Origin of the sequence: Paraburkholderia sp. UCT31 (assembly GCF_014397655.1) — a bacterium.
Lineage (GTDB): Bacteria > Pseudomonadota > Gammaproteobacteria > Burkholderiales > Burkholderiaceae > Paraburkholderia > Paraburkholderia tuberum.
The window spans coordinates 1-22,221 of record NZ_VZQP01000020.1 but is presented as its reverse complement, the minus strand read 5'-3'; the positions used below and the strand labels follow the sequence as shown (position 1 = coordinate 22,221).

Genomic DNA, 22,221 nt, shown 5'->3' with positions numbered 1-22,221 from the left:
CATCTGTCGCACGTTCGCACTGCAATTGATGGCGGCCCATACGATGTCCGGCAAAACCCACGAAATCCGTCCCAACCAGTCCGTCGAACTGCTCAAAGAGCTCCACATCCTCACGCGCGACGGCAAGATGAATCAGGACAGCCGTCGCAAGCTGAAGCAGGTCTACCATCTGTTCCAGTTCATCGAGCCGCTACTCAAGGACCTGAAGGACCAGCAGGGGGCGCTGACGCTCGTCGATCACGGCGCGGGCAAGTCATACCTCGGTTTTATCCTGTACGACCTGTTTTTCAAGGAGTTTCAGGACGTCGCTGGTGGGGCTTCGCACATTTACGGCATTGAAACGCGCGAAGAGCTGGTGACGAAGTCCGAAGAGCTGGCGGCGCGGCTCGGCTTCAAGGGGATGTCGTTTCTGAATCTGTCGGTGGCGGAGTCGATCATGTCGACGCGGCTGCCCGCCGAAATCGACATCGTGACCGCGCTGCATGCGTGCAATACCGCCACCGACGACGCGATCCGTTTCGCGCTCGAAAAGCACGCGAAGTACATCGTCGTCGTGCCGTGCTGCCAGGCCGAGGTGGCCGGCGTGCTGCGGCAGAACAAGGGCAAGGCTCTGAAGACCGCGCTGACGGAAATCTGGCGGCATCCGCTGCACACGCGCGAATTCGGCAGCCAGATCACGAACGTGCTGCGCTGCCTGCAGCTCGAAGCGCATGGCTATCAGGTCAGCGTGACCGAGCTGGTCGGCTGGGAACACTCGATGAAAAACGAGTTGATCATCGCGCAGTACAAGGACCTGCCGCGGCGCCGGCCCGCTGAGCGGCTCGGCGAAGTGCTGGACGCGCTCGGGCTCGATGCGCTGAAGGAGCGATTCTTCGTGCCGGCCTGAGGCGCGGCCTCGCGCTTCATTTAGCGCTTCATCAACGCATCCCAGCCCGCGAGGCCAATGCGCCGCAGCGTTTCCTGATTGCGCTCGTAGATCTCTTCCGCGTCGGGAAAGGCCTGCACGGCCCGCTCGATGCTGTCCTCGCGCAGCAGATGCAGGATCGGATAGGGCGCCCGGTTCGTGTAGTTTTCGATATCGTCGGGCTCGCTGCCTTCGAACTGGTAATGCGGATGAAAGCTCGCGATCTGGATAGTGCCTTCGAGCCGTAGCTGCTGGACCAGCCGGTCGGCGAAGAACAGGCAGTCGTTGAAGCCGAGAAAGTCCTCGAACGCGCACGGCAAGATCAGCAACGTCGTGTCGATGGCGGCGGGGTCGGCGGCGACGAGGGTCTGCAGCTCGGCTTCCAGGTCGGTCAGCACCGCTTCGAGCGTGTCCGCTTCGCTGACCGCATAGCGAATCTGCCCCTTCACATGCACGGCCTTCGCGAACGGACACAGGTTCAGGCCGATCACGGCCTCCGTCAGCCAATGACGGGTCGCGGCGATAACGGCATCGTGGGATTCGGCGGGCAACGGCATGGCGGACGGATGTGACGGGAAAACGCGCAATTCTAAAGGACCCAGCTGACGGACTGGCTCAGCGAACCGGCTTCTCCGCGCAAGCGGCCGCTATCAACTGCGCGGCGACTTTCGGCGCGGCGAGGATTGGCCCGCAGCCCGGCCCGTAAGTCTGGCTCGCCGCGTACACGCCCTCGATCAGCAGACCGAGCCCATCGGCCAGCGCTTGCGGATCGCCGGCGCCGGCCGCTGTCGACAGTTCGACGAGGCGCGCCATCAAGCGCTGCTTGTTGCGGAACACGAACTGCCGCGCCGGATGCGCGGTATCCGCAAACTCCACCGACACGTTCACGAACGGGCAGCCGCGGTAATCGTCGACCGAGGCGCGCACCGCGAGGTCGTCGAAGTACTGCTGAAGCTGCTTCGCCGGCTCGCCCGGATGCTTCGCGAAGCTCTTCTCGACGTAGCGGAAGAACTGCTCGTCCTTCTGCTCCAGATACGCCATCACGAGCTCGTCCTTCGACGAAAACTGCCGGTACAGACTCATCTTGTTCACGCCCGCGCGCTCGACCACCGCATCGACGCCGACCGTGCGCACGCCCTCGCGATAGAACAACTCGCTGGCCGCGCGCAGCAGATGCAACTGCGCCTGCGGCCCGGCGGTCTGTGCGCCGCGCGCGCGCCGCGCACGAGTAGGGGCGGGCTTGGGGGTTTCGCTGTCGGACATGGCAAGTCACCCGAATGAGATTGACGCCTTGACATGTTACCGACCAGTAACTAAGATCGCAACACTATTGTGACCGATCTGTCACAAGTCATTCACCGAGGCCGTAATAATACGAACGACGCCGCCACCCGGGCCGCGTCGATGGGAGAACCGATGAACTGGGCTGCGCGACTGATAGGCGGGCGTTTCCACTACGGCTGGTTGACCGTCGCCGTGGTGTTCCTGGTGTTGCTCGCGGCTGCGGGTACGCGAGCGACACCGAGCGTGATGATGGTGCCGCTCGAGCACCAATTCGGCTGGAGCCGCGCGACGATTTCGCTCGCGATCTCGGTGAACATCGCGCTGTACGGGTTGATGGGGCCGTTCGCGGCCGCCGCGATGCAGCGCTTCGGTGTGCGCCCCACGCTGCTGAGCGCGCTCGGCACGATGGCCGCGGGTGTCGCGCTGTCGTCGCTGATGACGCATCCGTGGCAAATGGTGCTGATCTGGGGCGTGATGGTCGGCGGCTCGACCGGGGTAGCGGCGCTGTCGCTGTCGGCGACGGTCGTGACGCGCTGGTTCACGACGCGCCGCGGTCTCGTGATGGGTATCCTGACCGCCAGCTCGGCGACCGGCCAGCTGGTGTTTCTGCCGCTGCTCGCGGCCATCGCCGAGCATTACGGCTGGCGTCAGGTCGTGTGGGTCGTCGCGCTCGCGGCGGGCGTCGTGATTCCGCTCGTCGCGTTCCTGCTGCCCGAGCATCCGGCCAGCATGCAGCTGCGCCCGTACGGCGAACCGCATGACGCGCCCATCACGACGACCGTCACCAGGCAGAATCCGCTCGCGATCGCATTCGGCACGCTCGCGTCGGCGAGCAAAACGCGCGACTTCTGGCTGCTGTTCTTCAGCTTCTTCATTTGCGGCGCGAGCACCAATGGCTATGTCGGCACCCATCTGATCGCGATGTGCGGCGACTACGGGATGACCGAAGTGCAGGGCGCGTCGTTGCTCGCGGCGATGGGCGTGTTCGACCTGTTCGGCACGACGATGTCGGGCTGGCTGTCGGACCGCTTCAATAGCCGCGTGCTGCTGTTCTGGTATTACGGGCTGCGGGGGCTGTCGCTGATGTATCTGCCGCACGCGTTCGGCATCGACTTTTTCGGACTGCCGCTGTTCGCGGTGTTCTACGGTCTCGACTGGATCGCCACCGTGCCGCCGACCGTGCGTCTTGCGACCGACGTCTACGGCAAGGAATCGGCGCCGATCGTGTTCGGCTGGGTGGTCGCGGGCCACCAGCTCGGCGCGGCGTTCGCGGCGCTCGGCGCGGGCATGCTGCGCGCGAGTCTTGGCACCTACACGGTCGCATCGATGATTTCCGGCGGCTTGTGTCTGATCGCCGCGGTGATCGTGCTGCGCATCAACCGCCCGGCCAAGGTACCGACGCCGCAGGCAGTCTGAGGCGCCCTCGCGAGCCCCGCGGATTCACCGTCAGCGAAGCAACGACGCACGGCCCCATAACGGGGCCGTGCGCGTTTTCTCAGCCAGCACGCATAGCGCCGCGCCGCAACTTGGAGCGCGCACCGAAAGCCCGTTATGCTATGTGGCCTCGGGCAGCCGCCCGACGATCATGAATTTCTACCGAGAGAAGCGCATGGCCACCAAACCCGCCTCAACCGAAGTTGCCATTCACGAGCTGATTGCAGGCCGCTGGAGCCCTCGCGCGTATTCGAGCGAGCAGGTGAGTCGCGATCAGTTGCGAGCCGTGCTCGAAGCGGCGCGCTGGGCGCCGTCTTCATATAACGCGCAGCCCTGGCGTTTTGTGGTATTCGATCGCAGCGTCGACGAAGTCGCGTTCAAGAAGGCTTTCGCCACGCTGGTGCCGTTCAACCAGGGCTGGAATGCGCTCGCGCCGGTGCTGATCGCGGTGACCGCGCACACCATGACCAACAAGGGCGACGTAAACCGCTGCGCGTTCTACGACGCCGGCGCGGCGGCGATGTCGCTGGTGCTGCAGGCGCACGCGCTCGGCCTCGCCGCGCACCAGATGAGCGGCTTCGACGTGAACGCGTTCCGTACCGCCTTCGAACTACCAAAGGACGTCGAGCCGATCGCGATGATCTCGCTCGGCCATTACGGCGACGTCGACAAACTGGACCCGGTCCTGCGCGAACGCGAGAAGGCGCCGCGTCAACGCGCGGCGCTCGCGGAGATCGTGTACGCCGGCGCCTGGAAGAAGGCGTTCTGAGGGACGGATTCGCCGCGCTTGCGGCGCGATTTCGGGTAAAGCGAAGAAAGCAGTCGATGAGCAACTAAGCGGTCAGGCACGCGCGGCACGGTCCGCGCGTTTTTCATGCAGCGCCGTCCATGCCGTTCTCACCATCCATCACGCTGGACAGCGGCGCGGCCACATGTTCGAGCGACTTGCGCTCCGCGTCGACACCCCAGATCGCCGCGACGAGCGCCGCCGCGAGCATCAACGCCGAGCCGACCAGATAGCCCGAAAACACCTCGCTGCGCTGATGCGTATCGATCAGCCGACCGAAAAACGCCGGCCCGATGATGCCGCCGAGCGCGGTGCCGAACGCATAGAAAACCGCGATCGCGAGCGCGCGGATTTCGAGCGGAAACGATTCGCTCACGGTCAGATACGCGGAACTCGCGGCTGCCGACGCAAAGAAGAAAATGACCATCCAGGCGACCGTCTGCGTGACGACGCTCAGCAGTTGCTGCTCGAACAGATAGCCGGACAGTGTCAGCAGGATCGCCGACATCGCGTAGGTCGCGGCGATCATTTTGCGTCGGCCGATCACGTCGAACAGTCGCCCGAGCACGAGCGGCCCCAGGAAATTGCCGAGCGCGAAAGGCAGCAGATACCAGCCGATGTCGTCGCCCGGCACGTGATAGAAGTCGGTGAGGACGAGCGCGTAGGTGAAAAAGATCGCGTTGTAGAAGAATGCCTGCGCGGTCATCAACGTGAGACCGACCAGCGCGCGGCGCCGGTGCACGTTGAACAGCGTGTGGAACACCTCGCGCAACGGCGTATGGTCGCGCGCGCGCAGGCGCAGCCGCGTGAGGGCGTCGTCGGCGAGCGTGTGACCGGCGTCGCGAAAACGCGTCTCGATGCCCTCGACGATCGTGCGGGCGTCGCGCTCGTCGCCGTGCGTGAGTAGCCAGCGCGGGCTTTCGGGTATCCAGATGCGCATCGGCAAGATCGCCAGCGCGAGCACCGCGCCGATGAAAAAACACGCGCGCCAGCCCCAGTCGGAAGGCAGCAGGTGCGGATCGAGCAGCACCAGCGAGCCTGCGGCGCCGAGCCCCGCGCCCACCCAGAACGTGCCGTTGATGCCGAGATCGGTCCAGCCGCGCACGCGTGCCGGCGTGAATTCCTGGATCGTCGAGTTGATCGCCGTGTATTCGCCGCCGATACCCGCGCCGGTCAGGAAGCGGAACAGCATGAAGCTCATCAGATTCCACGACAGCGCAGTCGCCGCGGTCGCGGCCAGATACAGCGTCAGGGTGATGAAAAACAGCTTGCGGCGGCCGAGCCGGTCGGTCAGCCAGCCGAAGCCGAGCGCGCCGAGCACCGCGCCGGCAATGTACGCGCTGCCTGCGAGGCCGACGTCGGCATTCGAAAAGCGCAGCGCCGGGCTCGTTTTCAGCGCGCTCGCGACGGCGCCGGCAAGCGTCACCTCGAGCCCGTCGAGCAGCCACGTCACGCCGAGCGCGACTACGATTAGCGTATGAAAGCGGCCCCAGGGCAGGCGGTCCAGTCGCGACGGCAGATCGGTTTCGATCAGCGTGGCGTGACGTTCATCGACAGCGGCGGTGGGCGGCACGCTCATGACGCGAAGTCTCCTCGATGGCGAAATGGGGCGGCATATCCGGTCGGGCGCAGCAAGATCCATTCCGCGCCATGATTTCAAACGATCTTGCGGCCGTCCCGGCAGCTTCAGTTGATGCTGCCGGAGTTTTCGTGATACAAAGCCGCTCCCCTTTCTTTGCGCGCCAGCCGTGAGCGGCCATTCCTGCCATGAACTATTGCGCGATTGACTTCGGTACTTCCAATTCCGCCGTCGCGGTTCCGATCGGCCCGCAGCTGAAGCTGGCGCCGGTCGAAGGCGCGTACACGACGCTACCCACCGCGGTCTTCTTCAATACCGACGAACACACCAGCGAATTCGGGCGCGCGGCGCTCGCTGCTTACATCGACGGTTTCGACGGCCGGCTGATGCGCTCGATGAAAAGCATTCTCGGCTCGCCGCTCGCCGAGAATACGACCGATCTCGGCGACGGCAGTGCGATCAAGTACACCGACGTGATCGCGACGTTCCTGACTCACCTGAAGCGCGCGGCCGAGGCGAGCGCCGGCGGCGCGATCGACCGCGCGGTGCTGGGCCGTCCGGTGTTCTTCGTCGACGACGACCCGCGCGCCGACCAGATGGCGCAGCAACAGCTCGAAGCCGCTGCGCGCACGGCCGGCTTGCGCGACATCCACTTTCAGTATGAACCGATCGCAGCTGCGTTCGACTACGAATCGCACCTGAGCGCCGAGGGGCTCGTGCTTGTGGCGGACATCGGCGGCGGCACGTCGGACTTTTCGCTCGTGCGAGTGGGGCCGGAACGGATGAAGCGCGCCGAGCGCAAGGACGATGTGCTCGCGCACCACGGCGTGCACGTCGCGGGTACGGACTTCGACCGCCGCGTCGAACTCGCCACGATACTGCGCGAACTCGGCTACCAGTCGCTCGATCCGCAAGGGCGCGAAATCCCGAACCGGATTTATTTCGATCTCGCGACCTGGCACCTGATCAACACCGTCTACACGCCGAAGCGCGTCAGCGAACTCGCGCTGATGCGGCACCTTTTCACGGAGACGAAGCACCACGACCGGCTGATGCGCGTGGTCGAGCAGCGTTTTGGGCACGCGCTCGCCGCCCACGCGGAAGAGGCGAAGATCGGCGTGGCGGCGGGCGGCGAAACCGTGATCGATCTCGAGCAGGTGGAAGAGGATCTGCGTCTCGCGTTCGACGAAGCGCAGCTCGTCAAAGCAGGCGAGGAAGAAACGCGACGCATCGTGCAGGCCGCGCGCGATACGGTGCAGGCGGCGGGCGTCGCGCCGCGCGATGTCGACGCGATCTATTTCACCGGCGGGTCGACCGGCCTCGCGTTTCTGTCGGGCGCGTTGGCCGCGGCGTTTCCAGACGCGCAAGCGGTGTTCGGCGATCGTCTCGCGAGCGTGGCGACTGGCCTCGGTATTCATGCGCGGCGGGTATTCGGATAATCCCGGATAATCAGCAAATAATCCGCCGCCAATTGCGAAGTCATGCGAAGTTAATCGGCGCATTCAGATTGGCCGCCGATAATAAAAAACCCCGCCGAGGCGGGGTTTTTTTGCGTCCGGAAGGAAGCGCGGAGCTTACACCGGCTTGATGTTAGCCGCTTGCTTGCCCTTCGGGCCCGTCTTCACTTCAAACGTGACCTTCTGGTTTTCTTGCAGCGTCTTGAAGCCTTCAGTGCGAATTTCCGAGAAATGCGCGAACAGATCTTCACCGCCGCCGTCCGGAGTGATGAAGCCAAAGCCCTTAGCGTCGTTGAACCACTTGACGGTACCGGTTTCCATATTACTTTTTCCTAAAGATGGTGAATAAGGCCGTAGCCCGGGGTGCATGAAAATCAAGGAAGGGGGTAATGGGACCAACCGGAGTACCGTTGATGGGCGAACTACGAAAGAACCACTTCACTCGCCACTTGAAATCCTGCCCGAACGTTATACGGCGAATTCGGACGAAGGTCAACAGCCTAGACGAAACTTTGCCGGACTGATCCGAAATTTTCTTACAAAGCTTGCGCAGGAGGACAACTTTTTGCTAGGGAGAACCCTTGGTTCGGCTGCGGTTTCGCTGCAGTAACACGGTGCAACCGTTAAACTACGCGCCGCGCGTCGGTTGCACCTATTCCGCATCTGGACGCGCTTACATGCGCGTCACCCCGTCCCCACCGCCACAAGCGATGTCACGTGGTGCCGACATGGTTCTGATTTAGGAGAAGACTTGAAAAGTTCTATACAACGGAACATCGGGCCATTCGCGCTGATGCTGACCGGTCTGGGCTCGATCATCGGTTCGGGTTGGCTGTTCGGCGCGTGGAAGGCTGCAAAAATTGCCGGTCCGGCTGCGATTTGCGCATGGATCATCGGTGCGGTCGTGATTCTCGCGATTGCGCTGACCTACGCGGAACTTGGCGCGATGTTTCCGGAATCTGGCGGGATGGTGCGCTATGCGCGCTACTCGCACGGCGCGCTGGTCGGTTTCATCAGCGCGTGGGCCAACTGGATCGCGATCGTGTCGGTGATCCCGATCGAGGCCGAAGCATCGATCCAATATATGAGTACCTGGCCCTATCCCTGGGCGCATGCGCTGTTCGTCGACGGGTCGTTGTCGACCAACGGCCTGCTGTTGTCCGCCGGGCTCGTCATCATCTATTTCCTGCTCAACTACTGGGGCGTCAAGCTGTTCGCGCGCGCCAACTCGGCGATCACGATCTTCAAGTTCCTGATCCCGGGCGCAACGATCGTCGGTCTGATGATGACAGGCGTCCACACCGAGAACTTTGGTCAGACGACCACGTTCGCGCCGTACGGCTGGTCGGCGGTGCTGACCGCGGTCGCGACGAGCGGCATCGTGTTCGCATTCAACGGTTTCCAGAGCCCGATCAACCTGGCCGGTGAAGCGCGAAATCCGGCCAGGAGCGTGCCGTTCGCGGTGATCGGCTCGATCCTGCTCGCGCTCGTGATCTACGTGCTGTTGCAGATCGCATACATCGGCGCCGTGAATCCGGCCGACGTGATGAAGGGCTGGAGCCACTTCAGCTTTGCTTCGCCGTTCGCGGAACTGGCGATTGCGCTGAACCTGAACTGGCTGGCGATCCTGCTGTACGTCGACGCGTTCGTGAGCCCGAGCGGCACCGGTACGACCTACATGGCAACCACCTCGCGCATGATCTACGCGATGGAGCGCAACAACACGATGCCGAAGATGTTCGGTAACGTGCACCCGTTCTATGGCGTTCCGCGCAACGCGATGTGGTTCAACCTGCTCGTCTCGTTCATCTTCCTGTTCTTCTTCCGCGGCTGGAGTTCGCTCGCGGCGGTGATTTCGGTCGCGACCGTGATCTCGTACCTGACCGGCCCGATCAGCCTGATGGCACTGCGCCGCGCGGCAACCGATCTCGAGCGCCCGCTGCACATCGCCGGCATGAAGGTGATCGCGCCGTTCGCGTTCGTCTGCGCGTCGCTGATCCTGTACTGGGCGAGGTGGCCGCTGACCGGCGAAATCATTCTGCTGATGGTCGTCGCGCTGCCGGTGTATTTCTACTTCCAGGCGAAGTCGGGCTTCGAGGGCTGGGGCCGTGACCTGAAGGCTGCCTGGTGGCTGGTCGCGTATCTGCCGATCATGGCGATCCTGTCGCTGATCGGCAGCAAGGAGTTTGGCGGCTTCGGCATTCTGCCGTACGGCTGGGACATGCTCGTCGTGATCGCCTTCTCGTTGGTGTTCTACTTCTGGGGCGTGAACAGCGGCTATCGTTCGGAGTATCTGGACGAGCGGCTCGTGCACGACGAAGTGCTCGAAGTTATCGGCGCGCATTGAGCACCGGTCGAAACCGAAGATCCGCTCGACGCGGGTCTTTCGGGGCCGATAAAAGCCCGCCCGATCGATGATCAGGCGGGCTTTTTGTTGACCTTTGTGCGCGACCCCGCGCCGGATCAGGCGGTCCCGAACACGTAGTTCGTCATCGCGAGCGAGCGTTGGTAGGTGCCGAGCGACTGGATCGCGAGCGAATAGTCGTCGTCGGCGGCACCGAGCGCGGCGAATACCGGTAACAGATGCTCGTCGGTCGGATGCATCAACACCGCGTGCGGCGACTGGCGGCGATAGTCGAGCAGCGCGTCGATATCGCGCGCGACGAGCTTGTCCTCGAACCAGTCGGTGAATTCGGCCACACGCGGATCGGCGTCTTCCGGGCGCGCGGAGAAATCGGCGGCGCGCAGGTTATGGGTGATCTGGCCGGAGCCGATCACCATCACCCCTTCGTCTTTCAGCGCGCGCAGCGCGCGGCCGACGCGGAAATGATGCGCGGCGTCCTTGTGCGGTTGGATCGACAGTTGCGCGATTGGCACGTCCGCTCGCGGAAACATCAGAAGCATCGGCACCCATGCGCCGTGGTCGAGTCCGTGCGGCTGCACGTCCGCGACGATGCCGCTCGCGCCGAGCAGCGCGGCGGCGTTACGTGCGATGTCGGGCGCGCCCGGCGCCGGATATTGGATTTCATAGAGCTGGCGCGGAAAACCATAAAAATCGTGGATGGTTTCAGGCGCCGTCGCGATGCTCGCGAGTGGCTGCGCGGTGCCCCAGTGCGCCGACAACATCAGGATTGCCTCGGGACGCGGCAATTGCGTGCCGAGCGCGCCGAACTCGGCGGACGGCATCGACGGATCGATCGGCAACGTGGGTGCGCCGTGAGACAGGAAAAGCGAAGGTAAGCGGTTCATGACAGCAACGCGGCCGTGTAAGCACGGCACGGAGAAATTGGGTTGCTACCAATATAGGTCCGCACGCCGGCTTGATAAATGGGTTCGGCGGGAATTGATTGCGTCGCGGCCGTTGTTAATCCGCGTTGTCGCGGTTAATCCTGTGCGCCCCGCAATCCTTCCCACGCCGGCGACAACGCCGGCCCCAGCGCAAACAGATCGAGCACGCGTGCGACAGTGTGGTCGACCATCTCGTCGATCGAAGCAGGCCGGTTATAGAACGCGGGCAGCGGCGGGAAGATCACTCCGCCCATTTCGGTGACGGCCGTCATGTTGCGCAGATGCGCGAGATTGAACGGCGTTTCGCGCACCAGCAGCACGAGACGGCGACGCTCCTTCAGTGTGACGTCGGCGGCGCGGGTGATCAGGTTGTCGGCGAAACCGTGCGCGATGCTCGCGAGTGTTTTCATCGAGCAGGGCGCGACGATCATGCCGTCGGTCGCGAACGAGCCGGACGCGATGCTCGCGCCGACATCGCGCACCGAATGGACGACATCCGCGAGCGGATGCACGTCTTCCTTGCCCAACTCGAGTTCATGCTGGATGTTGAGCCAACCCGCGCTCGAAATCAGCAGGTGGCTCTCGACGCCGCCGAGCCGCCGCAGCGTCTCGAGCAGCCGGATGCCGTAGATGGCGCCGGTGGCGCCGGTGATCGCGACGATCAGCCGGCGAGGCACCGCGGTGCGTGCTTGCTGCATGGCTTGCGGCGCCTGATGAAGCGAACGAAGCGTAGAACGCTCAGGCCGCGGCGAACAGCTGCTGCAGTTCGCCCGATTCGTACATCTCCATCATGATGTCCGAGCCGCCGATGAATTCGCCCTTCACGTACAGCTGCGGAATGGTCGGCCAGTTCGAGAACACCTTGATGCCCTGACGGATTTCGTCGTCTTCGAGCACATTGACGGTCTTGATTTCACCGGCACCGCACGCCTTCAGGATCTGGATGGCGCGGCCGGAAAAACCGCACATCGGGAACTGGGCCGTGCCCTTCATGAAGAGAACGACGTTGTTGCCGTCGACGATTTGCTTGATGCGTTGTTGCGTATCCATGACTGACCTTGCGGTTCCGATAAAGGATGGGAATAGGCTGAAATGATAGCGGATTTCGCTACGGGCGGCCGCAGCCACGTCGCGCCTGGGGTTTTAGCCTCGGCGACCGCGCTCAGGCCGCAGCGGCGCGCAGCACGCCGCCGCTGATCCGCTCGATGCCGGCGAGATCGCGCGCCGAGCGGACCTCGGCGAAACCGCGTTCGCTCAACAATGCGCGCACGGCTTCGGCCTGGTCGTAGCCATGTTCGATCCAAAGCGTGCCGTCGGCGGCGAGACGCTCGGGGGCGCCGGCAACGATCGCGCGGATCGCGCCGAGGCCGTCGGCCTCGTCGGTGAGCGCGCCGCGCGGCTCGAAGCGCAGATCGCCCTCACGCAGATGCGGGTCGCCGCTCGCGATATACGGTGGATTGCTGATGATCGCATCGAAGCGCAACGCGGCGTCGAGCGAGCCGTACCAGTCGCTGGGCAGGAAAACGACGGCGCCCCCCGGGCGATTCACGTCGAGCAGGCGCGCGCCGTTGCGCGCGGCGACGGCGAGCGCGTCGGCCGAGCGGTCGAGCGCCCAGACCTGCGCGTCGGGCCGCATCGACGCGATTGCCACCGCGATTGCGCCGGTCCCGGTGCCGAGATCGAGCACACGTGGGCGCGGCCGAGGTTCGATCGCCGCGAGCGCGGTCTCCACCAGCAGCTCGGTCTCAGGACGCGGAATCAGCACGTGCGGCGTCACTTCGAATTCGAGCCCGAAGAACTCGCGCGCACCGACGAGCTGCGCGACCGGCTCGCCGGCCATGCGCCGCGCCTCGAACGTGCGATAACGCTCGACGCTTGCGCGTTCGAGCGGCTCCTCGCCGCGCGTGATCAGCTGCGTGCGCCGCCAACCGAGCACATGCGTGAGCAGAATCCGCGCTTCGAGCGGCGGCAGCGGCGATGCGCGCAATAGCGCCTCGGCCGTGGGGGGCAGACCGGTGGGGTCGAGCGGAGCCGGGCAGGCGTCGGTCATTGTCGGGGCGTTAGTCCGCGTCGCCGAGCGAAGCCAGCAGTTCGGCCTGATGCTCGCTGACGAGCGCCGCGATCAGTTCTTCGAGATCGCCGTCCATGATCGCGTCGAGGCGATACAGCGTCAGGTTGATGCGGTGATCGGTGAGGCGCCCCTGCGGGAAGTTGTACGTGCGGATGCGCTCCGAACGGTCGCCCGAGCCGATCAGGTTCTTGCGCGTCGCCGCTTCCTTCGCCTGCTGCTCGTGCGCCTGCTTGTCCTTGATGCGCGCGGCGAGCACCTTCAGCGCGCGATCCTTGTTCTTGTGCTGCGAGCGGTCGTCCTGACATTCGACGACGATGCCCGTCGGCAAGTGCGTCACGCGCACCGCCGAGTCGGTCTTGTTGATGTGCTGGCCGCCCGCGCCCGACGCGCGAAACGTGTCGATACGCAGATCGGCCGGATTGATCTCGACTTCGCCGATCTCGTCCGCTTCCGGCATCACCGCGACCGTGCACGCCGAGGTATGGATGCGGCCCTGCGTTTCGGTGGCCGGCACGCGCTGCACGCGATGCCCGCCCGACTCGAACTTCAGCTTCGAATACGCGGCATCGCCGGCAATTCGCACGATCACTTCGCGATAGCCCCCGAGGTCCGATTCGCTCGCCGACATCATCTCGACCTGCCAGCGGTTGCGCTCGGCATAGCGCAGATACATGCGCAGCAGATCGCCCGCGAACAGTGCGGATTCGTCGCCGCCGGTGCCCGCGCGGATTTCAAGGAAAATGTTGCGCTCGTCGTTCGGGTCTTTCGGCAGCAGCATTTTCTGCAGTTCGACGCCGAGCGTCTCCATACGATCGCGTGCTGCGCGGATTTCCTCTTCGGCGAAATCGCGCATCGACGCGTCGGCGAGCAGTTCCTGCGCGGTGGCGGCGTCGTTCTGCGCCTGGCGCCACAGCCCATAATGCTCGACGACCGGGCCGAGCTCCGCGTGTTCGCGCGTCAGCTTGCGGTACTGGTCGAGGTTGGCGGTGATGTCCTCGCGGCTCAACAGGTCGTTCAGTTCGGCCAGCCGGGTGGTCAGCTGGTCGAGCTTGCGTTGCATGCTCGTTTTCATCGGGCGGGTAGCGGAGCGGACTCCGGAATGGATGCGGCCAGGGGAATGGGCGAATGCCCGGGGCGGAAGCACTTTGCGAGCCACGGCGGTGGCGCGCGGGGTGCGGCGAGCACTGCGCCGCTAACGCTCGGTCGAGCCGGGGTGTTTGTAGAAGCCGCTCATCAGCTCGATCAGCTTGTCGCGGTTGTCGCTGCTCGCGCGATTCAGCGCGTGCGTAGGACCATGGATCAGCTTGTTGGTGAGCGATTGCGACAGTGCCTCGAGGACTGCGGCCGGATCGTCGCCGCGCGCGAGCATTTTCTGCGCGCGTTCGACCTCTGCGCGGCGCAGGGTGTCGGCCTGCGTGTGCATGTGGCGGATCACCGGCACGATGCTGCGCGCATCAAGCCACTGCATGAAGGTCTGTACGCGCGTTTCGATGATCGCTTCGGCCTGCGCGACCGCGGCCTGGCGCGACGCATTGCCTTCGCGGACGATCGCGCCGAGGTCGTCGACGGTGTACAGGAACACGTCTTCGAGCTGGCCGGCTTCGGGTTCGATGTCACGCGGCACCGCGAGGTCGACCATGAAAATCGGCCGGTGACGACGCGCCTTGACCGCGCGCTCGACCGCGCCAAGACCGATGATCGGCAACGTGGACGCCGTGCACGACACGATGATGTCGAATTCGTGCATCCGCGCGGGGAGCTCGGAGAGCGGAATGGCGCGGCCGTTGAAGCGCTCGGCGAGCCGCATGCCGCGCTCGGCGGTTCGGTTCGCGACGACGAGTTCCCGCGGATGCTGCGCCGCGAAGTGCGTCGCGCAAAGCTCGATCATTTCGCCAGCACCGATGAACAGCACGCGCTGGTTCGCGATCTTGTCGAAAATGCGTTGGGCGAGGCGTACCGCGGCGGCGGCCATCGACACCGACTGCGCGCCGATCTCCGTGGTGCTGCGCACTTCCTTCGCGACGGCGAAGGTGCGCTGGAATAGCTGATTCAGGTAGGTGCCGAGGGCGCCGGCTTCGGAGGCGGTGCGCACCGCGTCCTTCATTTGTCCGACGATCTGCGTTTCGCCGAGCACCATCGAATCGAGCCCCGACGCGACGCGGAACGCATGGCGCACGGCTTCGGACTGCGGCAGCGCATAGACGTGCGGCGCGAGTTCATCGATCGGGAGGTTGTGGTACTTCGACAGCCACTGCACCGAGGCTTCGCGCGCGGCGAGGTCGTCGGTCGCGCAGTAGAGTTCGGTGCGGTTGCAGGTGGACAGAATTGCCGCCTCGGGCGCGTTGGGGGCCATGTGGCCCAGCCAGATGCCTTTGAACGTATCCAGAGCGGGCTTTATCTGTTCGAGCGGAAACGCCACGCGTTCGCGCAAGGCGACAGGCGCAGTGTGATGGTTGATTCCGATCGTTAGAAGCTGCATTTGGGGGAGCTATCGTTCAGCCGTATATTATAGCGTTTCCACGATACTCACATTCTGCCCGCCATATATCCCGCATGCGTCAGTTCGCGCCTGTCAGGCTCTCCGGCGGGATCGCGTCGAGCTGGTAACCGTAACCATAGACCGGCGTCAGCGTGTAGCCAAGCTCCGGGCGCAGTTGCAACTTGCTGCGCACGCGCGACGCGTGGGTGTCGATGGTGCGCGACTTTACGTCGCGACGGCGGGCCCACACGGTTTCGAGAATATGCGCGCGCGACACCGGCCGCGCGAGATTGTTGAACAGCACCAGCGCGAGGCGGAATTCCTTCGGCGTCAGGATCACGGTCAGGTCGCGGAATGTCACGGCCAAATTCGCCGCGTCGAACGTATAGCCGCCGATCACGTCGCGTCGACGGTTGGGCGGCCGCCGCAGGCCCGCACGGCGCTGCAGCGCCTCGACACGCGCGAGCATTTCGGGGCCGCGCACTGGCTTGCTGAGACAGTCGTCGGCGCCGGCATGCAGCGCGGCGACGATCTGGCATTCGCGCGGTGCGCTCAGCAGCATCATGACGGGCAGGCCCGGCAGAATGGAGCGCGCGCGCGGGATCACGTCTTCGGCGCAATGGTCGCCGGCCCAACTTTCGGTGATCAACAGGTCGAAAAATTCGTCGGTAGCGCGCTGCAGGAACGTGGCGCTAGTGGTGAAGTGCTGGCACGCGTGGCCGCCGGCGAAAATGAGCCGGTCAACCAGTTTGGCGTGTTGCACGTCGGGTTCGATAAGGGCGATGCGCATGGCGCTGCGTCAGCCTGGCAACGGGCGAAGCATGAGGGGTTTTCGTCAGACTTACAACTTGCCTAAGCACACCCCGATCCCTAAACTCAACCGCTATGCGGAAAGCGCCGTGCTGAACTTGTATAGTTGAGGAGGCAAAAATGCTAGCGTTGGCGGCTCCTTTCGCCTATGAGACGAATCCGAAATTGATCTTGCCGTGTTTGAGCGCCCAGTCTGGAGTCGACGCCTGATGGGTTGGCCAGGCGTTCTCGTACTCGGCGCGGTGATCGGCCTCGCGGGCTGGTGGTTGCATCCGCAGCGCCGCGCGAGCCGCGCCCGCTGGTGGGCCGCGCTGTTGGCCGGTGTGCTCGGCACGAGCGTCGCGAGGATGGCCGGCAATGTGACAAGTCTCTTCCATGACGGCGATATGCTCGAATGGCCGGTATGCACCGCCGTCGCGCTCATCGCCGTCGCCGTGACGGTCGGCCTCTTGTCGCGTCAATCAACGCGCCGGTCAATCCGTCGATGAATCCTTGCAGGTAACTCCATGAACGCCCGACTTCCCGAAACCTCCTCCATTCCCGAGCGCCTCGCGAGCCTGCGCGCCGCGATGGCGCGCGAGGGCATTGCCGCTTACCTCGTGCCGTCGGCGGATCCTCATCTGTCCGAGTATCTGCCAGGGCGCTGGCAAGGCCGCCAGTGGCTGTCGGGCTTCACCGGCTCGGCCGGCACGCTGATCGTCACCGCGGAATTTGCCGGCGTCTGGACCGACAGCCGCTACTGGGAGCAGGCGAGTGCGCAGCTCGCCGGCAGCGGTGTCGAGCTGATGAAGATGACCGGCGGCCAGCTCACGACGCCGCATTTCGAATGGCTCGCGCAGAACGTCGCGAGCGGCGGCACGGTCGGTGTGGACGGCGCGGTGCTGGGCGTCGCGGCCGCGCGCGCGTTGAGCGCCGCACTGAACGCGCGCGGCGTGCAATTGCGCACCGACCTCGACCTGTTCGACGCGATCTGGGCGCAGCGCCCGGCGCTGCCCGCCGACGCCGTCTTCGAGCACGCCGCGCCGCAAGCGGGCGTCACACGTGCGGACAAGCTTGCGCAGGTGCGTCGCGCGATGGTCGAGAAAGGCGCGCAGTGGCACTTCATCTCGACGCTCGACGACCTCGCCTGGCTGCTGAATCTGCGCGGCGCCGACGTCAGCTACAACCCGGTGTTCGTCGCGCACGCGCTGATCGGCGTGGATCGGGTGTCGCTATTTATCGCCGACGGCAAGGTGTCGCCGGCGCTCGCCGAAGTGCTCGCGCGCGACGGCATCGGCGTCGAGCCGTACGCGAAAACCGCCGACGCGCTTGCCGCGCTGCCAGCCGGCAGCACGCTGCTGATCGATCCGCGCCGCATCACGTACGGCTCGCTGCAGGCGGTGCCGTCGTCGGTCAAGGTGGTCGAGGCGGTCAATCCCTCCACTTTCCTGAAGTCGTGCAAGACCGCCGCCGATGCCGCGCACGTGCGTGAGACGATGGAGCAGGACGGCGCCGCGCTCGCCGAATTCTTCGCGTGGTTCGAAAGCGCGCTCGGCCGCGAGCGCATCACCGAGCTGACGATCGACGAGCGTCTGACGGCAGCTCGCGCGCGCCGTCCCGGTTTCGTGTCGCTGAGCTTCGCGACGATCGCGGGCTTCAATGCGAACGGCGCGATGCCGCACTATCGCGCGACCGAGGAGTCGCATGCGGTGATCGAAGGCAATGGCCTGCTGCTGATCGATTCGGGCGGCCAGTATCTGAGCGGCACGACCGACATCACACGCGTCGTCCCGGTCGGCACGCCGGGCAGCGAACAGCGCCGCGATTTCACCGTCGTGCTGAAAGGCATGATCGCGCTGTCACGCGCGCAATTCCCGCGCGGCATCCGCTCGCCGATGCTCGACGCGATCGCGCGCGCACCGATCTGGCAGGCCGGCGCCGACTATGGCCACGGCACCGGTCACGGGGTCGGCTACTTCCTGAACGTGCACGAAGGCCCGCAGGTGATCTCGCACTACGCGCCGGCCGAACCGTGGACCGCGATGGAGGAGGGCATGATCACGTCGAACGAGCCGGGTCTGTATCGGCCGGGCAAGTGGGGCGTGCGAATCGAAAACCTCGTGCTGAACGTGGCCGCGGAAAAAACCGAATTCGGCGACTTCCTGAAGTTCGAAACGCTGACGCTGTGCCCGATCGACGCGCGCTGCATCGAGCTGTCGCTGCTGCGCGACGACGAGCGTGCGTGGCTCAACGCGTATCACGAGACGGTGCGCGCGCGTCTCGCGCCGCATGTATCGGGCGACGCGAAAGCGTGGCTGGAACTGCGCACGCAACCCATCTGAGCATAGCGACGACCTTCCAAAGGAGCGTGGTGCATGGCGATCAAGGCAGTGGTGTTCGATTTCGGCGGTGTGCTGATCGACTGGAGTCCCGAGTACCTGTACCGCGAGCTGATTCCCGACGAAGTCGAGCGCCGCTGGTTCCTCACGCACGTCTGCTCGATGGACTGGGTGATCCGCCAGGATGGCGGTCAGCCGATCGTCGAAGCCACCGACGAGCTGATCGCGCGGTTTCCCGATCACGAACCGCTGATCCGCGCGTTCTATGAGCGCTGGCACCAGATGGTGGCGGGTGTGCTCGACGACGGCATCGCGCTGATGGAAAAGCTCGAAGCGGCCGAGGTGCCGCTCTTCGGGCTGACCAACTGGTCGGCCGAGACGTTTCCGTACGCGTGGGAGCACTATCCGGTGCTGCGGCGGTTTCGCGACGTCGTCGTGTCGGGGCGCGTGAAACTCGTGAAGCCCGACCCGGCGATCTTCGCGGAGATGCGCCGGCGCATCGAACTGCAAATGCCCGGTGTCGAGCCGGCCGAACTCGTCTTCATCGACGACAACGCGAAGAACGCCGAAGCCGCGACGGCGCTCGGCTGGCACGGCGTGCATCACACGAGCGCCGCGCAAACGGAAGCCGAGCTGCGCGAGTTGGGCTTGCCGGTTTGAGCTGACCGCCGCCGCTACTGCCCCAGCAGATTCTTCAGCGCATTGCCGAGACCCTTGACGGTCTCGCCCGCACCCTTCGCGACGCCCTCGACGCTGACCCCGAGCGCCTGCGCAAACCCGGCGCCGATGCGCGTGAGGATCCCTTCGCGCACCGAGAACTTCGGATCGCGCAGATCGCCGTCGAGCACGAAATGCAGCGTGATATTGCCGTTATGCGTCTTCAGCGCCGCGACGGCGGCGCGGGTCGGAATCGACATGAACGTCTCGAGCGGATTGTCGGATTCGGCGAGCTGCAGATTGTGGACTGTCACCGTGCCGGGCGCATGGAGATGATAGTTCCGCACCGTCGATTCGATCGTCAGATCGACGGTGCCGCCCGTCACCTGTGCGCGCGTGCCGGCCTTCTTCAGCAGATACTGATCGAGCATCGCAATATCGACGCCGTGCAGCGTGCTCGTCGTCTGCGAATCGCGGCTGGCGATTTTGATCCAGCCGTCGAACGTCACGGTGCCCGTATGCGCCGGCCCCTTCATCGAGCCGCGAACGCTGACATGGGTCGGTTCGGTAAGCGCCGGCAGATGCAGATGGTCGACGCTCGCGTTCGCGTCGCTGACCGTGACCTTGAACGGCGGCGGCCCGACAGTCATGTCGTAGAAATGGAAGTTGCCGTGTTCGAAGCGGACATGGTCGACCAGCTTTTCGCGCGGGATCGGCGGCGCCGTGCCGGCGTTGCCCGGCTGATCGCCGCGGTTCAGCGATTCGCGCAGGTTCGGCAGCAGATTCAGCGAGCCGTCCTTCGTGCGTAACACGGCCATGTCGAAGCCGCGCACGACGACCTCGCGGATATGCATGCGCCGCGCGATCAGATCGCGCACGTCGGGGGTGATCGTGATTTCGTCGGCGCGTAGCGGTTCACCCGCTGGCCAGCCAGGCGGCGCTTTTAGCACGACGTGGGTGAGGCGTACCGAGGTGAGGCCGACGTCGATACTGTCGGCGCTGCCGAGCGGCCCGAGCGCCGCGCTGACGCGATTCTTGACTTCCTGTTGCGCGAATCGCATCGCGCCGATCGCGATCAGAACCAACGCCAAAAGCGTTGCCCCCACGATGACGATCCAGCGCCTGCCCTTCGACATCGCCATGCCTGTCTCCTCGTCGCCGCGTCGCGCGGCGCTGTGTTGACCGTCTGTCGCGTGCGCGAGACTTTCACGCGCGCCTCCATCTAGCGACGGTTAGCAACGCGCATGCCCCGCGGCCCGTCCGGCATCGCGCCAGACGGGCCGTCGTCCGCCCGCTTCCTAACGCGAGATCGGCTTGTAGCGCAGGCGCTTCGGCCGCGCGCCTTCCTCGCCGAGACGCGCGCGCTTGTCCGCTTCGTATTCCTGGTAGTTGCCGTCGAAGAACGTGACTTGCGAGTCGCCTTCGAACGCGAGGATATGCGTCGCGATGCGATCGAGGAACCAGCGATCGTGCGAAATCACGAGCACCGAGCCCGCGAATTCGAGCAGCGCGTCTTCGAGCGCGCGCAGCGTTTCGACGTCGAGGTCGTTCGACGGTTCGTCGAGCAGCAGTACGTTGCCGCCCGCGATCAGCGTCTTCGCCAGATGCAGACGACCGCGCTCGCCGCCGGACAGATTGCCCACGATCTTCTGCTGGTCGCCGCCCTTGAAATTGAAGCGGCCGATGTACGCGCGCGACGGCGTTTCGTACTTGCCGACCGTCAGCACGTCCGCGCCGCCGGAGATTTCCTCGAACACGGTCTTGGTGCCTGCGAGCGCTTCGCGGCTCTGGTCCACGTACGCGAGCTTGACGGTCGGACCCTGCACGATTTCGCCCGAATCGGGTTGCTCGCGGCCGGTCAGCATACGGAACAGCGTCGATTTGCCGGCGCCGTTCGGACCGATGATGCCGACGATCGCGCCGGCCGGGATCTTGAAGCTGACGTTATCGAGCAGCAGCCGGTCGCCGTACGACTTGCTGACGTTCTTGAACTCGATCACTTCATTGCCGAGGCGGTCGCCGACCGGAATGAAGATTTCCTGTGTTTCGTTGCGCTTCTGGTAGTCCTGGCTGTTCAGCTCCTCGAAGCGCGCGATACGCGCCTTCGACTTCGCCTGGCGGCCCTTCGGGTTCTGGCGCACCCACTCGAGTTCCTTCTTGATCGCCTTCTGACGCGCGGACTCCGACGCTTCCTCCTGCTTCAGACGCTCTTCCTTCTGATCGAGCCAGCTGCTGTAGTTGCCCTTCCACGGAATGCCGTGGCCGCGGTCGAGTTCGAGAATCCACTCGGCGGCGTTGTCGAGGAAATAGCGATCGTGCGTGACGGCGACCACGGTGCCCGGGAAGCGCGTCAGGAACTGCTCGAGCCATTCGACCGATTCCGCGTCGAGGTGGTTGGTCGGCTCGTCGAGCAGCAGCATGTCGGGCTTTTGCAGCAGCAGCTTGCACAGCGCGACGCGGCGCTTTTCGCCGCCCGACAGATGCTCGATCTTCGCGTCCCATGCCGGCAGGCGCAGTGCGTCGGCGGCGATTTCGATCTGCTGCTCGGCGCTGCCGTCGGTCGTTGCGAGGATCGCTTCGTACTTCGCCTGCTCGGCGGCGAGCGCGTCGAAGTCGGCGTCCGGCTCCGCGTAGGCCGCGTAGACTTCGTCGAGCTTCTTCTGCGCGTTGAACACGTCGCCGAGGCCTTCCTCGACCGCTTCACGCACGGTTTTCTGCGGATCGAGTTGCGGCTCCTGCGGCAGATAGCCGATGTTCAGGTTCGGCATCGGTGTCGCTTCGCCTTCGATCTCCGTGTCCACACCGGCCATGATGCGGATCAGGGTCGACTTGCCCGAGCCGTTCAGGCCGAGCAGGCCGATCTTCGCGCCGGGGAAGAACGATAGCGAAATGTCTTTCAGGATCTGGCGCTTGGGCGGCACGATTTTGCCGACCCGGTTCATGGTGAAAACGTATTGGGCCATTTGCTTGCAGTGGACGTTGACGACGCCGGCCGCGTGCGGGCGGGCAGTCGGGGGTGAATGGGTAATCGGTGTGAGGGCCGGGCGGAACACCCGGCGCCGGCCGGCGCGGCGTCGGATTCGACGACGCTGCCGCGCGCGGCATGTGGTTCAGGTGGCATTGTACGTCGCGGCGCGGGCCGGGCGGCAGGGG

Annotated in this window: 21 protein-coding genes; 8 read left to right on the top strand and 13 right to left on the bottom strand. The window is 64.8% G+C overall.

The window, feature by feature from the left end; all coding sequences use genetic code 11:
* The first annotated feature begins 43 nt into the window (after positions 1 to 43).
* On the top strand, positions 44 to 886 hold the full coding sequence (locus F6X40_RS18320; RefSeq protein ID WP_187628789.1) for a class I SAM-dependent methyltransferase: 843 nt from the start codon (positions 44 to 46) through the stop codon (positions 884 to 886).
* 20 nt (positions 887 to 906) lie between these two features.
* On the opposite strand, the gene F6X40_RS18315 is transcribed toward F6X40_RS18320, so the two are convergent.
* Both F6X40_RS18315 and F6X40_RS18310 read right to left on the bottom strand, forming a co-directional pair.
* Entirely contained in the window at positions 907 to 1,461 is a 555-nt protein-coding gene (locus F6X40_RS18315) for a DUF1415 domain-containing protein (RefSeq protein WP_187628788.1), read from the bottom strand.
* A gap of 58 nt (positions 1,462 to 1,519) precedes the next feature.
* Entirely contained in the window at positions 1,520 to 2,167 is a 648-nt protein-coding gene (locus F6X40_RS18310; RefSeq protein ID WP_187628787.1) for a TetR/AcrR family transcriptional regulator, read from the bottom strand.
* 153 nt (positions 2,168 to 2,320) lie between these two features.
* On the opposite strand from F6X40_RS18310, the gene F6X40_RS18305 reads away from it, so the two are divergent.
* Complete coding sequence (locus tag F6X40_RS18305) at positions 2,321 to 3,604, top strand: MFS transporter (protein ID WP_184070569.1); 1,284 nt, start codon at positions 2,321 to 2,323, stop codon at positions 3,602 to 3,604.
* A gap of 193 nt (positions 3,605 to 3,797) precedes the next feature.
* Positions 3,798 to 4,391, top strand: coding sequence for a nitroreductase family protein (locus F6X40_RS18300; RefSeq protein WP_184070567.1), 594 nt, complete (start codon positions 3,798 to 3,800; stop codon positions 4,389 to 4,391).
* A gap of 103 nt (positions 4,392 to 4,494) precedes the next feature.
* On the opposite strand, the gene F6X40_RS18295 is transcribed toward F6X40_RS18300, so the two are convergent.
* Positions 4,495 to 5,988, bottom strand: a complete 1,494-nt coding sequence (locus F6X40_RS18295) for an MFS transporter (protein ID WP_187628786.1) — start codon at positions 5,986 to 5,988, stop codon at positions 4,495 to 4,497.
* A gap of 188 nt (positions 5,989 to 6,176) precedes the next feature.
* Between F6X40_RS18295 and F6X40_RS18290 the strand changes: the two genes are divergently transcribed.
* Complete coding sequence (locus F6X40_RS18290; protein ID WP_187628785.1) at positions 6,177 to 7,427, top strand: Hsp70 family protein; 1,251 nt, start codon at positions 6,177 to 6,179, stop codon at positions 7,425 to 7,427.
* Between the two features lie 135 nt (positions 7,428 to 7,562).
* On the opposite strand, the gene F6X40_RS18285 is transcribed toward F6X40_RS18290, so the two are convergent.
* Entirely contained in the window at positions 7,563 to 7,766 is a 204-nt protein-coding gene (locus F6X40_RS18285; protein WP_007180251.1) for a cold-shock protein, read from the bottom strand.
* 430 nt (positions 7,767 to 8,196) lie between these two features.
* Here F6X40_RS18285 and F6X40_RS18280 point away from each other — a divergent pair, with 430 nt between their 5' ends.
* On the top strand, positions 8,197 to 9,792 hold the full coding sequence (locus F6X40_RS18280) for an APC family permease (RefSeq protein WP_187628784.1): 1,596 nt from the start codon (positions 8,197 to 8,199) through the stop codon (positions 9,790 to 9,792).
* Between the two features lie 116 nt (positions 9,793 to 9,908).
* On the opposite strand, the gene F6X40_RS18275 is transcribed toward F6X40_RS18280, so the two are convergent.
* The 7 genes from F6X40_RS18275 to F6X40_RS18245 form a co-directional block, all read right to left on the bottom strand.
* Positions 9,909 to 10,694 carry a DODA-type extradiol aromatic ring-opening family dioxygenase gene (locus F6X40_RS18275; protein WP_187628783.1) on the bottom strand — a complete coding sequence of 262 codons (786 nt, stop codon included), beginning with the start codon at positions 10,692 to 10,694 and terminating at the stop codon, positions 9,909 to 9,911.
* A 134-nt stretch (positions 10,695 to 10,828) separates the two neighbouring features.
* A complete protein-coding gene (locus F6X40_RS18270) occupies positions 10,829 to 11,431 on the bottom strand; it encodes a UbiX family flavin prenyltransferase (protein ID WP_184052382.1) in 603 nt (200 codons plus the stop codon).
* Between the two features lie 40 nt (positions 11,432 to 11,471).
* Positions 11,472 to 11,783 (bottom strand): Grx4 family monothiol glutaredoxin, encoded by a 312-nt coding sequence (gene grxD / locus F6X40_RS18265; protein WP_018420101.1) that lies wholly within the window; start codon positions 11,781 to 11,783, stop codon positions 11,472 to 11,474.
* A 112-nt stretch (positions 11,784 to 11,895) separates the two neighbouring features.
* Positions 11,896 to 12,783 carry a peptide chain release factor N(5)-glutamine methyltransferase gene (prmC, locus tag F6X40_RS18260; RefSeq protein ID WP_187628782.1) on the bottom strand — a complete coding sequence of 296 codons (888 nt, stop codon included), beginning with the start codon at positions 12,781 to 12,783 and terminating at the stop codon, positions 11,896 to 11,898.
* A gap of 10 nt (positions 12,784 to 12,793) precedes the next feature.
* Complete coding sequence (gene prfA, locus F6X40_RS18255; RefSeq protein WP_184070555.1) at positions 12,794 to 13,876, bottom strand: peptide chain release factor 1; 1,083 nt, start codon at positions 13,874 to 13,876, stop codon at positions 12,794 to 12,796.
* Between the two features lie 120 nt (positions 13,877 to 13,996).
* Entirely contained in the window at positions 13,997 to 15,283 is a 1,287-nt protein-coding gene (gene hemA, locus F6X40_RS18250) for a glutamyl-tRNA reductase (RefSeq protein WP_184035929.1), read from the bottom strand.
* A 79-nt stretch (positions 15,284 to 15,362) separates the two neighbouring features.
* Positions 15,363 to 16,073: a response regulator transcription factor gene (locus tag F6X40_RS18245; protein ID WP_184035932.1), complete on the bottom strand. Its 711-nt coding sequence runs from the start codon at positions 16,071 to 16,073 to the stop codon at positions 15,363 to 15,365.
* Positions 16,074 to 16,302: 229 nt separating this feature from the next.
* On the opposite strand from F6X40_RS18245, the gene F6X40_RS18240 reads away from it, so the two are divergent.
* From F6X40_RS18240 to F6X40_RS18230, 3 genes are read left to right on the top strand one after another with little or no spacing between them, the layout of a single operon-like run.
* Positions 16,303 to 16,581 (top strand): hypothetical protein, encoded by a 279-nt coding sequence (locus F6X40_RS18240; protein ID WP_187628781.1) that lies wholly within the window; start codon positions 16,303 to 16,305, stop codon positions 16,579 to 16,581.
* An 18-nt stretch (positions 16,582 to 16,599) separates the two neighbouring features.
* The gene (locus tag F6X40_RS18235; protein WP_187628780.1) at positions 16,600 to 18,414 is read left to right on the top strand and encodes an aminopeptidase P family protein; all 1,815 of its coding nucleotides are present in this window, start codon (positions 16,600 to 16,602) and stop codon (positions 18,412 to 18,414) included.
* A 33-nt stretch (positions 18,415 to 18,447) separates the two neighbouring features.
* Entirely contained in the window at positions 18,448 to 19,071 is a 624-nt protein-coding gene (locus tag F6X40_RS18230; protein WP_184070547.1) for an HAD family hydrolase, read from the top strand.
* Positions 19,072 to 19,085: 14 nt separating this feature from the next.
* Here F6X40_RS18230 and F6X40_RS18225 read toward each other — a convergent pair whose 3' ends face one another.
* On the bottom strand, positions 19,086 to 20,210 hold the full coding sequence (locus F6X40_RS18225) for a DUF748 domain-containing protein (protein WP_187628779.1): 1,125 nt from the start codon (positions 20,208 to 20,210) through the stop codon (positions 19,086 to 19,088).
* 156 nt (positions 20,211 to 20,366) lie between these two features.
* Complete coding sequence (ettA, locus tag F6X40_RS18220; protein ID WP_184052399.1) at positions 20,367 to 22,031, bottom strand: energy-dependent translational throttle protein EttA; 1,665 nt, start codon at positions 22,029 to 22,031, stop codon at positions 20,367 to 20,369.
* Positions 22,032 to 22,221: the final 190 nt, after the last annotated feature.

Excerpts from the sequence above, each read along its gene's own strand:
- F6X40_RS18285 (WP_007180251.1), bottom strand. The coding sequence starts at position 7,766 with ATGGAAACCGGTACCGTCAAGTGGTTCAACGACGCTAAGGGCTTTGGC.
- F6X40_RS18240 (WP_187628781.1), top strand. The coding sequence starts at position 16,303 with ATGGGTTGGCCAGGCGTTCTCGTACTCGGCGCGGTGATCGGCCTCGCG.
- prmC (WP_187628782.1), bottom strand. The coding sequence starts at position 12,783 with ATGACCGACGCCTGCCCGGCTCCGCTCGACCCCACCGGTCTGCCCCCC.
- F6X40_RS18295 (WP_187628786.1), bottom strand. The coding sequence starts at position 5,988 with ATGAGCGTGCCGCCCACCGCCGCTGTCGATGAACGTCACGCCACGCTG.
- F6X40_RS18245 (WP_184035932.1), bottom strand. The coding sequence starts at position 16,073 with ATGCGCATCGCCCTTATCGAACCCGACGTGCAACACGCCAAACTGGTT.
- hemA (WP_184035929.1), bottom strand. The coding sequence starts at position 15,283 with ATGCAGCTTCTAACGATCGGAATCAACCATCACACTGCGCCTGTCGCC.
- F6X40_RS18300 (WP_184070567.1), top strand. The coding sequence starts at position 3,798 with ATGGCCACCAAACCCGCCTCAACCGAAGTTGCCATTCACGAGCTGATT.
- F6X40_RS18315 (WP_187628788.1), bottom strand. The coding sequence starts at position 1,461 with ATGCCGTTGCCCGCCGAATCCCACGATGCCGTTATCGCCGCGACCCGT.
- F6X40_RS18275 (WP_187628783.1), bottom strand. The coding sequence starts at position 10,694 with ATGAACCGCTTACCTTCGCTTTTCCTGTCTCACGGCGCACCCACGTTG.
- F6X40_RS18225 (WP_187628779.1), bottom strand. The coding sequence starts at position 20,210 with ATGGCGATGTCGAAGGGCAGGCGCTGGATCGTCATCGTGGGGGCAACG.
- F6X40_RS18235 (WP_187628780.1), top strand. The coding sequence starts at position 16,600 with ATGAACGCCCGACTTCCCGAAACCTCCTCCATTCCCGAGCGCCTCGCG.
- F6X40_RS18290 (WP_187628785.1), top strand. The coding sequence starts at position 6,177 with ATGAACTATTGCGCGATTGACTTCGGTACTTCCAATTCCGCCGTCGCG.
- F6X40_RS18305 (WP_184070569.1), top strand. The coding sequence starts at position 2,321 with ATGAACTGGGCTGCGCGACTGATAGGCGGGCGTTTCCACTACGGCTGG.
- F6X40_RS18270 (WP_184052382.1), bottom strand. The coding sequence starts at position 11,431 with ATGCAGCAAGCACGCACCGCGGTGCCTCGCCGGCTGATCGTCGCGATC.
- ettA (WP_184052399.1), bottom strand. The coding sequence starts at position 22,031 with ATGGCCCAATACGTTTTCACCATGAACCGGGTCGGCAAAATCGTGCCG.
- prfA (WP_184070555.1), bottom strand. The coding sequence starts at position 13,876 with ATGAAAACGAGCATGCAACGCAAGCTCGACCAGCTGACCACCCGGCTG.
- F6X40_RS18230 (WP_184070547.1), top strand. The coding sequence starts at position 18,448 with ATGGCGATCAAGGCAGTGGTGTTCGATTTCGGCGGTGTGCTGATCGAC.
- grxD (WP_018420101.1), bottom strand. The coding sequence starts at position 11,783 with ATGGATACGCAACAACGCATCAAGCAAATCGTCGACGGCAACAACGTC.
- F6X40_RS18310 (WP_187628787.1), bottom strand. The coding sequence starts at position 2,167 with ATGTCCGACAGCGAAACCCCCAAGCCCGCCCCTACTCGTGCGCGGCGC.
- F6X40_RS18320 (WP_187628789.1), top strand. The coding sequence starts at position 44 with ATGTCCGGCAAAACCCACGAAATCCGTCCCAACCAGTCCGTCGAACTG.